The following is a 17,009-nucleotide window of genomic DNA, read 5'->3' as shown; positions in this document are numbered from 1 at the left end:
ACCGGCTGCGAGGATGCGGCGCCATGGAGTCGCCCGACGCAGCGGGGCTGGAGCCGCCGGCGTGGCATCGGCTGGCAGAGGCGTTCGCGCGCGCGCTTCCCGCGGACGCCACGCGCGCGGCGGGGGCGTCCGGTGTGGCGGTCGCCGTGTTCGACCTCGCGCCCTGGTCCGCGCACCTGGACGTCTGCGACGCCCTGATCGGGCCGGAAGCCGCCGCCCGTGCCGCACGCCAGCGCCTGCCGGCGCATCGCGACGCGCTGCGCCTGGGCTATGCGCTGCACCGGCTGCTGCTGGCGCAGGCGCTGGGCCGTGCGCCGGATGCGGTGAACCTGCTGCGGGACGCCAAGGGTTGCCCCCGGCTCCCGGAAGACGTTCTGTACACCAGCCTCAGCCACTCCGACGACCGGGTCGCGGTCGCGGTGAGCGCGACGGGCCCGGTCGGCATCGACCTGGAACCGTCGCTGCGGGCGATGGACATGATCGGGATCGAGGAGCGCGTGGCGCATCCGCAGGAGCGCGCCGTGCTGGCCGAACTTCCCGACGCGCAACGCGGCCGCGCGCTGCTGGACCTGTGGGTGCGCAAGGAGGCCCTGCTCAAGGCCGCCGGTATCGGGCTCGAGCTGGAGATGGATGAGTTCGTGGCGCCTCCGGGGGTCACGCTGCCGCTGCCGGGCGAACGGTTGCACGGGCAACCGGTCCGGATCCACCACGTCGCGTGCGGCGCGGACTGGGTGATGGCGGTGGCGGCCATGCCGGGGGTCGCGGCCACGCTGCTTCATATGCCGGGCCCGCCCGGGGCGCGCTGACCTTCACCGCGTGGCGCCCGGCTGGCCGCCGGCCCGCGCGCAATGCGTTTCCAGCCCCAGAGCCGGCACGGAGCCGGGCGGGGTGGCACTGGCATGGGCGAGTCGATCGGTGACTGGGACACGGTGCTGGCGGGTGCGCCGGAGTCGATCGGGTTGCTTCCCCCGGGGGGCGATGCCGGCATGGGCCGGATCGAGCGCAGGGTGGATCCCGCGCTGGCCGCGCGGGTGGCGGCGCTTGCCACGGCGCGCGGCCTGGCGACCGGAGAGGTGCTGCTGGCCGCGTTCGCGGCCCTGCTGCGCCGGGTGTCCGGACAGGCCGAGTTCGTCGTCGGATACGCGCTTGCCGGGAATCGCGCGCTGCCGCTGCGCTTCGGGCTACCGGACGGGAGCGCGCTGTCCACCTGCGTGGACGCCGCGGTGCAACTGCTGCGCGACGCGCGCGCGCATGCGGACACGCTCGACGCCGCCGCTGCGACGCTGCCCTGGCAGGCGCTTTTCTCCGACGGCGCACCTTTGGCGGCGCGGCCGGGAGCCACCGTGCTGGGGCTGGAGAGCGGGGCGTCGGACAGGGGCGAGCTGCGCGTGGCGCTGCATTTCGATCGCGCCCTGCTGGACGACGTGCGCGCAGCCTCCTGGCTCGACGGCTGGCACCGCCTGCTGCAGACCATCGTCGACGATGCCGCTGCGCATGACGACGCGGACGCCCCGCGCATGTCCATCGACTCCCCCGACCTGCTGGATCCGGCGCAGGCGCTCGACGCGGCCGCGCGCGGCAACGACACCGCCACGGACTTTCCGCCCGAGGCCGGCGTGCATCGCCTGTTCGAAGCCCAGGCCGCGCGCACGCCCGATGCGATCGCACTGGTGCAGGGCACGCGCCGGCTGACCTACGCCGAACTCGATGCCGCCGCCAACCGCCTGGCGCGCCACCTGCGCCGCCTGGGCGTGACGACCGACGAACGCGTGGCGATCTACGTCGACCGCGGCGTCGAGGTGGTGCTGGGCCTGCTGGCGGTGCTCAAGGCCGGCGGCGCCTACGTGCCGCTCGATCCCACCTATCCCGCCGACCGCCTGGCCTACACCCTGGCCGACAGCGCACCGCGCGTGCTGCTGACGATGGCGGGCATGGAACACGACGCGCGTTCGGTGCTCGGCGAGCTGCCGTCCACGCTCGCCGTGCTCGACCTCGCCGATCCCGCGCCGGCCTGGGCCGGCCTGCCGGCGCACGTGCTGGACGAAGACGAGTGCCGTGTCGGCAACGACGACCTGGCCTACGTCCTCTACACCTCCGGATCGACCGGCAAGCCCAAGGGCGTCGCGATGCCGCACGGTCCGCTGGTGAACCTGGTGCAGTGGCAGGCACGCGAGCCGGGCAACGATGCGCCGCTGCGCACCCTGCAGTTCGCCGCGCTCGGCTTCGACGTCTGCTTCCAGGAGGTGTTCGCCACCCTCGCCACCGGCGGCGAGCTGCACCTGGTCGACCAGGACACGCGGCTGTCGGCCGGCCGGTTGTTCGAGTTCATCGTGCGGCACCGCATCGAGCGCATGTTCCTGCCGTACTTCGCGCTGCAGATGCTGGCCGAGGGCCTGGAGGGACATCTGGCGGCGCTGCCCGACGGCGCACCGCTGGAGTGCGCGCTGCGCGAGGTGATCACCGCCGGCGAGCAGCTGCGCATCGAGCCGAAGATCGTGCGCTTCTTCCAGCACCTGCCCGGCTGCCGGCTGCACAACCACTACGGCCCGACCGAGACCCACGTGGTCACCGCGCTCACGCTCGATGCCGATCCGGCCGCCTGGCCGCGGCTGCCGAGCATCGGCCGGCCGATCGCCAATGCGCGCGTGTACCTGCTCGACGCGCAGGGCAGGGCGGTGCCCGACGGCGTGGTCGGCGAGCTGTTCCTGGCCGGCCCCGTGGTCGCGCGCGGCTACCTCGCGCGCCCGGAGCTGAGCGCGGAGCGGTTCGTGCCGGATCCGTTCGTGGGCGGCGCAGCGCGGATGTACCGCACCGGCGACCTCGGCCGGCGGCTGCTCGACGGCCAGATCGAATACCTCGGCCGGCAGGACTTCCAGGTCAAGATCCGCGGCTTCCGGGTGGAGCTGGGCGAGATCGAGGCGCGGCTGATGGCGGTGCCCGGCGTGCGCGAGGCCGGCGTGCTGGCGCGCGAGGACGTGCCGGGACTGAAGCGGCTGGTGGCCTACCTCTCGCCGGTCGACCCCGCCGCGCCGGTGGACCTGGAGCAGCTGCGCCGCGCGCTGGTCGCGCAGCTGCCCGACTACATGGTGCCGGCGGCGTACGTCCAGCTCGATGCGCTGCCGCATTCGCCCAACGGCAAGCTCGACCGCGCGGCGCTGCCGCGTCCCGGGCGGGGACGGCCGGACTGGGCCGGCGCGTTCGCCCCGCCGCGCACGCCGGTGGAAGCGGCGCTGTGCCGGATCTTCGCCGACGTGCTCGACCTGGAGGAGCTCGGGCGCGACGACAGCTTCTTCGATCTCGGCGGCACCTCGCTGCTCGCGATCCGGGTACTGGAAGCCGCGCGCCGCGAACGCGTAGGCGACGTTCCGCCGATGGCGCTGTTCCGCTCGCCGACTCCGGCGCTGCTGGCGCTGGAGATGGCGTCCGATGCCGCCGCGGGACTCGACCCCGCGCGCATCGCGCCGCAGCGCGGCCCGGCCGACGAGCCGATCGCGATCGTCGCCATGGCCGGCCGCTTTCCCGGCGCGGCCTCGGTGGAAGCGCTGTGGGAGGCGCTGTGCGCCGGGCGCGACGGGGTCACCCGCTTCGCGCCGGGGGAGCTCGACGCGAGCATCCCCGAGTCGCTGCGCAGCGCGCCCGGCTACGTGCCGGCGCGTGGCGTGTTCGACGGCTACGACAGCTTCGACGCCGCGTTCTTCGGCATCTCGCCCAAGGAAGCGGAGCTGATGGACCCGCAGCAGCGGGTGTTCCTGGAACTGTGCTGGGAATGCATCGAGCGCGCCGGGCACGTGCCGGACGCCACCGCCGTGCCGGTCGGGGTGTTCGCCGGCATGTACAACGCCAGCTACTTCCAGCGCAACGTGGCCGCGCATCCGGACCTGGTCGAGAAGCTGGGCGCGTTCCAGGTGATGCTCGGCAACGAGAAGGACTACATCGCCACGCGTGTGGCGCACCGGCTCAACCTGACCGGCCCGGCGATCAGCGTGCACACCGCGTGCTCGACCTCGCTGGTGGCGATCGTGCAGGCGGTCGACAGCCTGCGCGCGGGACGCTGCGGCATGGCGCTGGCGGGCGGCATCGCGATCACCTGCCCGGTCGCCAGCGGCCACGTCTACCAGGAGGGCGGGATGCTGTCGGCGGACGGCAGCACGCGCAGCTTCGATGCCGCCGCCACCGGCACGGTGTTCAGCGACGGCGCGGCGGTGGTGCTGCTCAAGCGCCTGTCCGACGCGCTGGCCGATGGCGATCCGATCCACGCCCTGATCCGCGGCGCCGCGGTCAACAACGACGGCGCCGGCAAGGCCAGCTTCACCGCGCCCAGCAGCGAAGGCCAGGCGGCGGTGATCGCGATGGCGCAGGCCGACGCGGGCGTGGATCCGCGCAGCATCGGCTACGTCGAGGCGCACGGCACGGCGACGCCGATGGGCGATCCGATCGAGGTCGAGGGGCTCACGCGCGCGTTCCGGCTCGGTACCGCCGACACCGGCTTCTGCGTGCTCGGCTCGGTCAAGAGCAACCTCGGCCACACCCTGATGGCGGCCGGCGCCGCGGGCGTGATCAAGACCGCCTACGCGCTGCGCCACGGCTGCATCCCGCCGACGGCGCATTTCCGCACCGCCAATCCGGTGATCGATTTCGCCGCCACGCCGTTCCGTCCCAGCGGCGAGCTGCTGCCATGGCCGCAGCCGGCCGATGCGCCGCGCCGCGCGGGCGTGAGTTCGTTCGGCGTGGGCGGCACCAACGCCCACGTGGTGATGGAACAGCCGCCGCAGATCGCTCCCTCCGACACGGTGGACGGCGCCAGCCTGCTGGTGCTGTCGGCGCGCACGCCCGCGGCGCTGGTCGAGTCGGCCACGCGCCTGGCCGCGCACCTGGAGGCCGAGCCCGACCTCAATCTCGCCGACGTGGCGTGGACGCTGGCGGCCGGGCGCAAGGCGTTCGCGCACCGGATCGCGCTGGCGGTCGAGGACGCGCCTGCGGCGATCGCGCAGCTGCGCGGCGCCGAACTCGCCGCCGCGGTGCTCAAGGGCCGCGCGGCGCGCGATGCCGGCGTGGTGTTCCTGTTCCCGGGGCAGGGCTGCCAGTACGCCGGCATGGGGCGCGAGCTGCATGCACGCGAACCCGCGTTCCGCGACGCCTTCGACGCCTGCGCGGCGGTGCTGGCGGGCGAGCTGGACCTGCCTGCCCTAATGTTCGGCGAGGACGGCGACGCGCTGCTGCCGACCTCGGTGATGCAGCCGACGATCTTCGCGATCGAATATTCGCTGGCGCGCTGGTGGATGGCGCAGGGGCTGCAGCCTGCGGCGATGGTCGGCCACAGCGTCGGCGAGTTCGTCGCCGCGACCCTGGCCGGGGTCTTCGCGCTGGAGGACGCGCTGCGGCTGGTGGCGCGGCGCGGCCAGCTGATGCAGGCGCAGCCTACGGGCGCGATGCTGTCGGTGCGCCTGCCGCTGGACGCGTTGCGCGCGCGGATGCCGGAGACCCTGTCGCTCGCGGCCGAGAACGCCCCTGGCGCCTGCGTGGTCGCCGGATCGCATGCGGACATCGACGCCTTCCGCGCGCAGCTCGAAGCCGGGGACGTCGCCTGCCGCGTGCTTAGGACCTCGCACGCGTTCCACTCGGCCATGATGGAACCTGCGGTGGCGCCGTTCCGCGCGGAGGTGGAGGCCCTGCGCCGTGCCGCGCCGTCGATCCCGATCGTGTCCACCGCGACCGGCGACTGGCTGGGCGAGGCCGAGGCGACCTCGGCCGACTACTGGGCGCGCCACCTGCGCGAGCCGGTGCGCTACTCCGCCGCGATCGCGCGGGTGCTCGAGCGCGGCGGCGACCAGGTGCTGCTCGAGGTCGGGCCGCGCAATACCCTGGCCGCGCTGTCGCGGCAGCAGCCGCTGCTGCAGAAGCAGCGCATCGCCGCGGTGGCCTCGCTGGGCGACGCGCCCGACGGCGAGCATGCGGCCCTGCTGGGCGCCTTCGGCCAGCTGTGGGGGCAGGGCGTCGGGCTGGACCCGGCCGCCCTGGACCGCCGCGCCCGGCGCCTGCGCGTGCGCCTGCCGACCTATCCGTTCGAGAAACGACGTTACTGGGTAGAGCCGCCCGTCGCGGGCGCCAGCAACGTCGTCCCCCATCCCGCCATGGCCGCGCGCGCGGCTCCGGAGTCACTGATGTCCGTCGTCACCCCCGCTGCGTCCACTCCCGCCGCCGCCGACCGGCGACCGCGCCTGCTGGCCGGCGTCCGGGACGTCTTCGAGGATGTCGCCGGCTTCGACCTGTCGGACGCGGACGGCGAAGCGAACTTCATCGAGCTGGGCCTCGACAGCCTGATGCTCACCCAGGTGGCGCTGCAGTTGCAGAAGACCTTCTCGCTCAAGGTGAGCTTCCGCCAGCTGATGGGCGAGTATGGCTCGCTGGACCGCCTGGTCGCGGGACTCGACGCCGAGCTTCCGCCGGACCCGGCCACGGCCACTTCCCCCGCCGCGCCCGCCGCGACGCCGGCCGCGCATGAGGCGGTGGCAGGGATGGCGGCGGCAGCGGCACCCGCGCCCGCCGTCCACGTGCCGCCGCCTGCGATGTTCGCGGCCGCGCCCCCGATGCCGGTCGCCGATGGCGATGCGCTGCGGGGCCTGATCGCGCAGCAGATGCAGCTGATGTCGCAGCAGCTCGCGCTGCTCGCGGGCGGTGCGCCCGCGGCCGTGCCGGCGGCACCCGCGCCGCCGGCGGTGGCCGCGCAGCCCGCCCCGGCGATCCACGTCCAGGCGCCGCCGATGCTTCCGGCGCAGGCATCGGCCTCCGGGGTGCCTGCGGCGAACGCCGCCGGCGCGGCCGACGACGAGGCCGCGCTGGCGCACACGCGCTACGACGTGAAGAAGGCTTTCGGCGCCATCGCCCGCATCGACGCGGCTGGCGGCATCGAGCTGTCCCCGCACCAGCGCGAGCGACTGGACGCGTTCGTGCGCCGCTACACCGGGCGCACGCCGAAATCCAAGGCCTACACCCGCGAGCATCGCCCGCACATGGCCGATCCGCGCGTGGTCACCGGCTTCCGGCCGCTGACCAAGGAGATCGTCTACCAGATCGTGGTGGAGCGGTCGAAGGGCGCGCGGGTGTGGGACATCGATGGCCACGAATACGTCGACGCGCTCAACGGCTTCGGCACCAGCCTGTTCGGCTGGCAGCCCGACTTCGTGGTCGAGGCGGTGCAGCAGCAGGTCGCGTCGGGCTACGAGATCGGCCCGATGCATCCGCTCGCCGGCGAGGTCTCGCAGCTGGTGTGCGAGCTGACGGGGCACGAGCGCGCCGCGCTGTGCAACACCGGCTCGGAGGCGGTGCTGGGCGCGATGCGCATCGCGCGCACGGTGACCGGGCGCGAGACGATCGTGGTGTTCTCCGGCTCCTACCACGGCATCAACGACGAAGTGATCGTGCGCGGCACGAAGAAGCTGCGCGCGGTGCCGGCCGCGCCCGGCATCCTGCGCAATACCGCCGAGAAGGTGCTGGTGCTCGACTACGGCACACCCGAGACGCTGGAGATCATCCGCGAACGCGCGCACGAACTCGCGGCGGTGCTGGTGGAGCCGGTGCAGAGCCGGCGCCCGGATTTCCAGCCGGTCGAATTCCTGAAGGAAGTGCGGAAGATCACGGCGGACGCCGGCGCCGCGCTGATCTTCGACGAGGTGATCACCGGCTTCCGTTCGCATCCGGGCGGCGCGCAGGCGCTGTTCGGCATCCGCGCCGACCTCGCCACCTACGGCAAGGTGGTCGGCGGCGGCTTCCCGATCGGCGTGATGGCCGGCAGCCGCGCCTTCATGGATGCGCTCGACGGCGGCGCCTGGGACTACGGCGACGACTCCACCCCGACCGTCGGCGTCACCTATTTCGCCGGCACCTTCGTGCGCCATCCGCTCACCCTGGCGGCGGCGAAGGCCTCGCTGCTGCACATGAAGCAGCACGGCGCGGCCCTGCAGCAGCGCCTCAACGAGCGCACCGCCGCGATGGCCGCCGAGCTCAACGCCTTCTGCGAAGAGGTCGGCGCGCCGGTGCGCGTGCGACAGTTCGCCTCGCTGTGGCGCACCCACTTCGAGGAAGACCATCCGCTGCAGGACCTGCTGTTCGCGATGATGCGCAGCCGCGGGATCCACATCCTCGACAACTTCCCGTGCTTCTTCACCACCGCGCACACCGAGGCCGACTTCCGCGCGATCATCGACGCCTACAAGGCCTCGGTGCTGGAACTGCAGGAAGCAGGCTTCCTGCCGCGCAGCGCGGCCACGTCGCGCACGGTGATGGACGCCCAGGCGCCGGCCGTGCCCGGCGCGCGCCTGGGCCGCGATCCGGAGGGACGCCCGGCGTGGTACGTGCCCGATCCGGCCACGCCGGGGCAGTACCTCAAGGTGGGGGCGTGAGCGGACCGGCCCAGGCACGGCCCGCGGCGGCATCCCCGGTCGACTACGATCCCTTCGCCGGCGGTGCGCTGGCGCGGGTGGCGCCGACGACCGAGCCGCAGCGCGAACTGTGGCTGGCCTCGCAGCTGGGCGAGGACGCCTCGCTGGCCTACAGCGAGTCGGTGTCGCTGCAGCTGCGCGGGCCGCTCGACGTCGCCCGGCTCCAGCAGGCGCTGCAGGCCGTGGTCGGCCGCCACGATGCGTTGCGCGCCGGCTTCGGGCCCGACGGCGAGACCTTCTGCGTGCTCGAACCGGCGCCGGTCGCGCTGCCGCTGACCGACCTGTCCGCGCTCGCCGCCGACGCGCGCGAGGTCGCGCTCGCCGAGCGCCGCCGGCTGGGCGTCGAGACCCCGTTCGCACTGGGGACGGGTCGCCTGTTCCGCGCCGAACTGCTGCGCCTGGACGCGCAGGACCACGTCCTGCTGATGCACGCGCACCACATCGTCTGCGACGGCTGGTCGTGGTGGGTACTGGTGCGCGAACTCGGCACCGCCTATGCCCAGGGCGCGGCCGCACTGCCCGAGGCCGAGCGCTACGCCGACTACGCCCTGGCCGAGGCGCTGCATCCGCAGGGCCCGGAGTTCCGCCGCGACGAGGCCTACTGGCTGTCGCAGTTCGCCGGTGCGCTGCCGGCGCTGGAACTGCCGACGGACCGGCCGCGGCCTGCGCGCCGCACGTTCGCGTCGCGGCGCGAGGACCACGTGCTGGATGCGGCGCTGGTCTCGGCGATCCGGCGCCTGGGCGCGCGCCGCGGCGCGAGCCTGTTCGCGACCCTGCTGGGCGCGTTCGCGAGCCTGGTTTCGCGCCTGGCCGGGCAGGAGCAGGTGGTGGTCGGCATTCCCGCCGCCGGACAGTCGGTGGACGGCCACGAGGACCTGGTCGGCCACTGCGTGAACCTGCTGCCGTTGAAGTTCGACCTGGCGCCGGACGCAGGCTTCGCGCGCGTGATCGACGGCGCGCAGACACTGCTGCTCGACGCGATCGAACACCAGCGCTACACCTTCGGCACCCTGCTCAAGAAGCTGCACGTGCCGCGCGATCCGGCGCGCGCGCCGCTGGTCAACGTGATGTTCAACATCGACCAGGCCCTGGACCAGGAGCGCAGCGGGTTCCCCGGCCTGGCGCTGGACTTCACGACCAACCCGCGCAGCTTCGAGAACTTCGAGCTGTCGATCAACGCGGTGCAGGTGGACGGCCGGCTGCGGCTGGAGACCCAGTACAACACCGACCTGTTCGACGCCGCCACCGTGAGGCGCTGGCTGGCCGCGTTCGAAACCCTGCTGCGGGCCGCGTGCGAGGCGCCCGACGAGCCGCTGTCGCGGCTGCCGCTGCTCGACCGCGCGGGGTTCGAGGAACTCGCCGCGCTGCAGCCGCCGCCGGTGCCGTTCGACCGCAACTGCCTGATGCACGAGCGTTTCGAGGCGCAGTGCGACCGCGCGCCGGCGCGCATCGCGCTGTACGACGGCCAGGCGCGCATCGACTACGCCACCCTCGACGCGCGCGCCAACCGCATCGCGCACCTGCTGCGCCGGCACGGGGTGCAGGCGGGCGCGCTGGTGGGTCTGGCGCTGGACCGCGGCACCGACATGCTGGCCGCGCTGCTCGGCATCCTCAAGGCGGGCGGGGGCTACGTGCCGCTGGACCCGCAGTTCCCCGCCGAGCGTCTGGCCTACATGGCCGGCGACGCGGGCCTGGCCGCGCTGCTCACCCAGCGCGGGCACGCGGACCGGTTCGACCTGCGCGGGCGCCCGGTGCTCGCGCTCGACGACCCGGCGCTGGCGCTCGACGCGCTGCCGGCCACGCGCCCGGGGCGCGACGCCGGTGCGGCCACACCGGAATCGCCCGCGTACGTGATCTACACCTCCGGCTCGACCGGTCGCCCCAAGGGCGTGCAGGTGCCGCACCGCGCGGTATCGAACTTCATCGCCTCGATGCAGGCCGAGCCCGGGCTCGTCGAAGACGACCGCCTGCTGGCGGTCACCACGCTGTCGTTCGACATCGCGGTGCTGGAGCTGATGCTGCCGCTGTCGGTCGGCGCGGCGATCGTGCTGGCGGGCAAGGACACCGTGGTCGAGGGCTTCGCCCTGCTCGAGCTGCTCGACAGGTCCGGTGCCACCGCGATGCAGGCCACGCCGGCCGGCTGGCGCCTGCTGCTGGAGGCGGGCTGGCAGGGGCGTGCGGGCTTCAAGGCGATGTGCGGCGGCGAACCGCTGCCGGCCGACCTGGCGCGCGAGCTGCTGCCGCGCTGCGGCGAGCTGTGGAACCTCTACGGCCCGACCGAGACCACGGTGTGGTCAACCGCGGCCCGCGTCGTGCCCGCGCGCGCGGGCGAAGCGCCGGACATCCACATCGGCCGCCCGATCGCCAATACCCAGGTCTGGATCCTGGACGCGAACGGCCAGCCGTGCCCGCGCGGCGTGCCGGGCGAGATCTGCATCGGCGGCGAAGGAGTGACCCTGGGCTACCTGGCGCGTCCGGAGCTCACCGCCGAACGCTTCCTGCGCGACGCGTTCGCCGATCCGGCGCGCGGCTTCGGTACCGGCATCGACACGCCGCTGCTGTACCGCACCGGCGACCGCGGGCGCTGGCGCGCGGACGGCAACCTCGAGCACCAGGGACGGCTGGATTTCCAGGTCAAGGTGCGCGGCTACCGGATCGAGCTGGGCGAGATCGAGAGCCAGCTGCTGTCGCACCCCGGCATCGCGCGGGCAGTGGCGATGGCGCGCGAGGACCGGCCCGGCGACGTCCGCCTGGTGGCCTACCTGGTCGCCGCGACGGGCCAGGCGCCGTCGGACGCGGACGTGCTGTCGCACCTGCGCCAGCACCTGCCCGAGTACATGCTGCCGCAGCACCTGGTGCGGCTGCCGGCCATCCCGCTGCTGCCCAACGGCAAGGTCGACCGCAAGGCGCTGCCGGCGCCATCGTCGCTGGCGGCCGATGATGCGCGCGCCGCGCCGGTCGTCGCCACCGAGCCGGAAGACGCGCTGCAGGCGCAGGTGCTGGGCGCGATGCGGCAGGTACTGGGCCGGCCGGACCTGGCGCTCGACCACGGCTTCTTCGAGGCCGGCGGGCATTCGTTGCTGGCCGCGCAGCTGTGCGCGCGCCTGACCCGCGAGACCGGCACGCCGCTGTCGCTGCGGCAGCTGTTCGAGGCGCCCAGCGCACGCCGGCTGGCGGACGTGCTGCGCACCGGCGCTCCGGCGGGCGCTGCAGCCAGCGCGCCGGCCACGGTGATCCCGCGCCGCGCCGATGCCTCCCGCGCACCGCTCACGCCGATGCAGGAGCGCCTGTGGGTGCTCGAGCAGATGGAGCCGGGCGGGGTGACCTGGAACACGCCCTCGGCGCACCGCCTGCGCGGGCCGATGGACGAGGACGCGTTCGCGCGTGCCTTCGCGGAGATGGTGCGGCGCCAGGCCGTGCTGCGCACGGTCATCGTCGAGGAGGGCGAAGGCCCGGTGCAGCAGGTGCTCGACGACGTCGATGCGCCACTGCTGCCGCCGGTCGACCTGTCGCACCTGCCCGAAACCGAGCGCATGGCCGCGCTGATGGCGGACCTCGAGGCGCAGACGGCCGAGCCGTTCGCGCTCGATCGCGCGCCGCTGTTCCGCGCGCGGCTGTACCGCCTCGGCCACGACGACCACGTGCTGTACTTCATGACCCACCACGTCATCTGGGACGGGTGGTCGTTCGACATCCTCTACGCCGAGATGTCGGCGCTGTACGAGGCCTTCGCCGCCGGTCGCCCGTCGCCGCTGCCGGCGCTGGAGACCAGCTACGGCGACTACGCCGCATGGCATGCGCAGGCGCTCGACGGCGACGCCATGGGGCGCCAGCTGCGGCACTGGGCGCAGCACCTCCAGGACGTGCCCGAACCGCTGCACCTGCCCGAGGACCTGCCGCGGCCCGCACGCGCCAGCGGCATCGGCGGCACCGACTGGGTGCATGTGGACGCGGACACCACGCAGGCGCTGCGGGAAATCGGCACGCGCGCCGGCGCCACGCTGTTCATGACCCTGCTGGCCGCCTACTACGTGCTGCTGCACCGGCTGGGCGGACAGCGCGACCTGGTGGTGGGACTGCCGTTCCGCAACCGCCCCTCCGAGGCGCTGGAGCGGGTGATGGGCTTCTTCGTCAACATGCTGCCGCTGCGCCGGAGGCTGGACCCGGCGATGCCGTTCCTGCAACTGGTCGAGGAAGTGCGCAAGGGCGTGGTGGAGGCGTTCGAGTACCCGGACGTGCCGTTCGAGCACCTGGTGCGCGAGCTGAAGATCCCGCGCGACCCGGCGCGTTCGCCGGTGTACCAGGCGGTGTTCTCGTTCCAGGACGTCCGCGCGCGCAACCTGTCGTGGGGCGCGCTGCGGCACGAGCACCTGCTGATGTTCCAGAAGGGCATGGCCAGCGACCTCGGTCTCTGGTTCCTGGAGCACCCGCACGGGCTGTCGGGCGCGATGGGCTACAACGCCGACATCATCACCCCCGAGGGCGCGCGCGCGATCGGCGACCGCTTCGTCGCGCTGCTCGCATCGCTGTGCCAGCAGCCGACCCAGGCGATCGGCGACGCCAACCTGCTGTCCGAAGCCGACCGCGCCCGCCTCGCGGAATGGAACTCGACCACGCGCGCGTTGCCGCCATACGCCAACCTGGACGCGATGCTGCAGGCGCGCGCCGCGCAGGCGCCCGGCGCCGTGGCGCTGCGCGCCGACGGCGTCGAGCTCGGCTACGCCGCGCTGCATGCGCGGGCGGACCGCATCGCCGCCGCGCTGCAGGCGCGCGGCGTCGGCCCGCGCGACCGCGTCGGCGTGTGCCTGGAGCGCACCCCGGACCTGGTGGCGACGCTGCTGGCGGTGTGGCGCGCCGGCGCGGCCTACGTGCCGCTCGATCCGGCGTATCCCGCCGACCGCCTCGCCTACATGGTCGAGGATGCGGGACTGGCCCAGGTCGTCGCCGAAGGCGCGCTCGCCGATCCGCTGTCGCTGGCGCGCGAGCGCCTGCTGCTGCTCGACGACGATGCCGACGAGATCGCGCGCGCACCCGACCTGCCTCCGGGCGCCGATGCGATCGGCCGCGACGCGCCGGCGTACGTGATCTACACCTCCGGCTCCACCGGCAAGCCGAAGGGGGTGGTGGTGCCCCACGGCGCGGTGATCAACTTCCTCGACGCCATGCGCGAGGCGCCTGGGCTCGGCGCAGGCGACCGCCTGCTGGCGGTCACCACCACCTCGTTCGACATCTCGGTGCTGGAGCTGTTCCTGCCGCTGGCCACCGGCGCGACGATCGTGCTCGCCAGCCGCGAGCAGGCCGCCGACGGCGTGGAGCTTGCGGCGCTGGCCACGCGCGAGGCGGTGACCGTGCTGCAGGCCACGCCGTCGACCTGGCACCTGCTGCTCGAAGCCGACTGGCGGCCGGCGCCGGGCCTGCGCGCGCTGTGCGGCGGCGAGCCGATGTCGCCGGACCTGGCCGCGCGCCTGCTCGAACGCGGCGTCGAACTGTGGAACATGTACGGGCCCACCGAGACCACGGTGTGGTCGACCTGCGCGCGCATCCACGCGCGCGACGGGCAGGCGCCGGACATCCACGTCGGGCGGCCGATCGCCAACACTACGGTGTGGATCCTCGATCCGCGCGGTCAGCCATGCCCGCCGGGCGTGTCGGGCGAACTGTGCATCGGCGGCGCCGGCGTGACCCTTGGCTACCACGCGCGCGAAGCGCTGACGGCGGAGAAGTTCATCGCCGATGCGATCGCGCCGCAGGACCACGGCACCGGCCTGCCGCCGCGGCTGTACCGGACCGGGGATCGCGCCCGCTGGCGCCACGACGGCGTGCTCGAGCACCAGGGGCGGATGGATTTCCAGGTCAAGATCCGCGGCCACCGCATCGAGCTGGGCGAGATCGAGTCGGTGCTCGAGTCGCAGCCGCAGGTGGGCCGCGCGGTCGCCGTGGTGCGCGAGGACCAGCCGGGCGACCAGCGGCTGGTGGCCTACGTGGTCGCCACCGGCGCTCCGCCGGCGGAAGCCGCGTTGCTGGCGGCACTGCGCCAGGCGCTGCCGGCCTACATGGTGCCGCAGCACGTCCTGGTGCTCGACGCGCTGCCGCTGCTGCCCAACGGCAAGGTCGACCGCAAGGCGCTGCCCGCACCGTCCGCGTTGCGCGCCGCGCCCGCGGACGCGACCGGGCGCGCGCGCAGCCGTCACGAGGACGCGCGCGTGCGCTACCTGGCCGACCTGTGGGCCGAGCTGCTCGACGTGGAGGTCGCGCCGCAGGACAACTTCTTCGATCTCGGCGGGCATTCGATGCTCGCGGCGAAGATGGCCAGCCGCGTCTCGCGCGAGACCGGCCACCGCATCCGGCTGATGCCGCTGGCGACCCAGACGCTCGCCCATCTCGCGGTCGAGATCCCGCTGCAGTCGCTTCCCGATGCGGCGCACGGTCCGCCGCCGGAGACCGCCGCGGCACCCGCAGCGGAGCGCGCCGTGTCTGCAACGGCCCTGTCGGCGCGCGACCGCCCCGGTTTCTTCGGCCGCGACGAGCACCGGCTGTTCGGCATGCTGCACGGCGATGGCAACGGCGCTTCCGCGATGCCCGCGCTGCTGGTGCCGGCGCCGCTGCTGCAGGAAGGGGTCGTCTGCCAGCGCGCGCTGTGGACGCTGTGCGACACGCTGGCCGCGGCCGGCGGTCGCGCGCTGCGCTTCGACTGGTACGGCAGCGGCGAATCGGCGGGTGACGGGCTGGACCTGTCGCTCGCCGGGATGCGCGACGACCTGCGCCAGGCGCAGGCGCGCCTGGGCGGCGGACGCGTGCGCGTGCTCGCGCTGCGCAGCGCGTGCCTGCCGGTGCTGGCCGCGGTGGCGTCGCAGGACGCGCCGGTCGACCTGGTGCTGTGGGACCCGGTGTTGTCCGGAGCGCTCATGCTTGCGGAATGGCGCGCGCAGCATCGCGTGCAGCTGACCGCCGCCGGCCGCTACCTGCGCGAGGGCCGCGCGCTCGCGCGCGAGGACGAACTGCACGGTTTCGACGTGGCGCCGGCGCTGCTCGCGGAGCTCGACGCGCTCGATTACAGCAGCGTCGCGCTGCCGCGCGGGAGCCGCGTGCGGGTTCTGTCGTGGGGGGAAGACGCGGCCGTGGCGGAGGAGTTCGTCGCCGCGCAGCGCGAGGCCGGGATCGACGTCGACCACTGCGTGCTGCAGGCCAACGACCGGCCCGACTGGCGCGATGCCTCGCGATTCGAGGCGCAGGTCTTTCCGCGACGGGCCGTAGCCGAGGTCGCTTCCCTGATCCAGGACAACACCCCATGAGCATGCAAGGCGCCGTGCGCGCCGGAACACCGGTCGACCAGGGGGCGCCGTCCGCGCCGGCGACGGTGCTGGACGAACGCGTCGTCGGCTTCGGCGACGGGCTGGTCGGCGTGCTGAGCGTGCCGACCGGGCGGCCGCCGCGGCGGACCGCGGTGGTCCTGCTCAACGCGGGGCTCGTGCACCGCATGGGCCCGTTCCGGCTGTACGTGCAGCTGGCGCGGCGGCTGGCGGCCGAGGGGTACGTGGTGCTGCGTTTCGACCAGTCCGGGCTCGGCGACAGCCAGCTGTCGACCCGCCTCAGCGACAGCCGCAAGCGCGACGAGATCGGCGCGGCAATGGACGTCGTGACCTGCGAGACCGGCGTCGGGCGCTTCGTGCTCGGCGGCGTGTGCTCGGGCGCGGACGACGCCTTCAACCTCGCGCCGCAGGAGGCGCGGGTGGCGGGCGTGGTGCTGCTCGACGGCGTCGGCTATGCCACCCGTGGCCACCGGATCCGCCACTACCTGCCGCGCCTGTTCAATCCCGCGCGGGTGTGGCGCGCACTGCGCCGCCGGCTGCGCAAGGCCGATGGCGAACCGCGCGCGGTCGGCAACGACGACCTGCGCGATTTTCCGAGGCGCGAGGAAGCGGTCGGCCGGTTGCACGCGCTCGACGCGCGCGGCACCCAGGTGCTGATGCTCTACACCGGCGGCGTGGCCTCCTACCACAACCACCGCCGCCAGGCGCGGGAAGCGTTCGGCCGCGTGATGGACTCACCGAACATGGCCAGCGAGTACTGGCCCGAATGCGACCACACCTTCTACGTGCGCGCGCATCGCGAAAAGCTCTTCGCCTACCTGCGGGACTGGATGGCCTCGCGGTTCGCGGAGTAGGGCGACCGAACGCGAGGTCTTGCGGCCCACGTAGCCCGGGTAAGCAAAGCGCACCCGGGGCTCGGCGTTTTCCGCGTGATTCGCGTGTCGCCCCGGATGCGGCCTGCGGCCTTATCCGGGCTACGGAACGATCTCGCGTAGCCCGGGTAAGCGAAGCGCACCTGGAGCTCGGCGTTTGTCGCGTGATTTGCGTGTCGCCCCGGATGCGGCCTGCGGCCTTATCCGGGCTACGGAACGATCTCGCGTAGCCCGGGTAAGCGAAGCGCACCCGGGGCTCGGCGATTGTCGCGTGTTTCGCGTCCCGCCCCGGATGCGGCCTGCGGCCTTATCCGGGCTACGGAACGATCTCGCGTAGCCCGGGTAAGCGAAGCGCACCCGGGGCTTGGCGATCATCACGTGATTCGCGT

The 17,009-nt window shown here is 73.7% G+C and carries 4 protein-coding genes; all 4 read left to right on the top strand.

Features of this window, described 5'->3' with window-relative positions; all coding sequences use genetic code 11:
• Positions 1-23 precede the first annotated feature (23 nt).
• Positions 24-806, top strand: a complete 783-nt coding sequence (locus QFW80_RS05890; RefSeq protein WP_280600504.1) for a 4'-phosphopantetheinyl transferase family protein — start codon at positions 24-26, stop codon at positions 804-806.
• A 93-nt stretch (positions 807-899) separates the two neighbouring features.
• Complete coding sequence (locus QFW80_RS05885) at positions 900-8,399, top strand: polyketide synthase (protein WP_280600502.1); 7,500 nt, start codon at positions 900-902, stop codon at positions 8,397-8,399.
• On the top strand, positions 8,396-15,730 hold the full coding sequence (locus QFW80_RS05880; protein WP_280600501.1) for a non-ribosomal peptide synthetase: 7,335 nt from the start codon (positions 8,396-8,398) through the stop codon (positions 15,728-15,730). The genes QFW80_RS05885 and QFW80_RS05880 overlap by 4 nt, the downstream gene beginning before the upstream one ends.
• Positions 15,727-16,602 carry an alpha/beta hydrolase family protein gene (locus QFW80_RS05875; RefSeq protein WP_280600500.1) on the top strand — a complete coding sequence of 292 codons (876 nt, stop codon included), beginning with the start codon at positions 15,727-15,729 and terminating at the stop codon, positions 16,600-16,602. Before QFW80_RS05880 ends, QFW80_RS05875 begins: the two co-directional genes overlap by 4 nt.
• The last annotated feature ends 407 nt before the right edge of the window (positions 16,603-17,009 follow it).

It is taken from the genome of Luteimonas rhizosphaericola (assembly GCF_029888045.1).
Classification (GTDB): Bacteria; Pseudomonadota; Gammaproteobacteria; order Xanthomonadales; family Xanthomonadaceae; genus Luteimonas; species Luteimonas rhizosphaericola.
The sequence above is the reverse complement of the archived record's forward strand: the minus strand, read 5'-3'. Positions and strand labels throughout refer to the sequence as shown.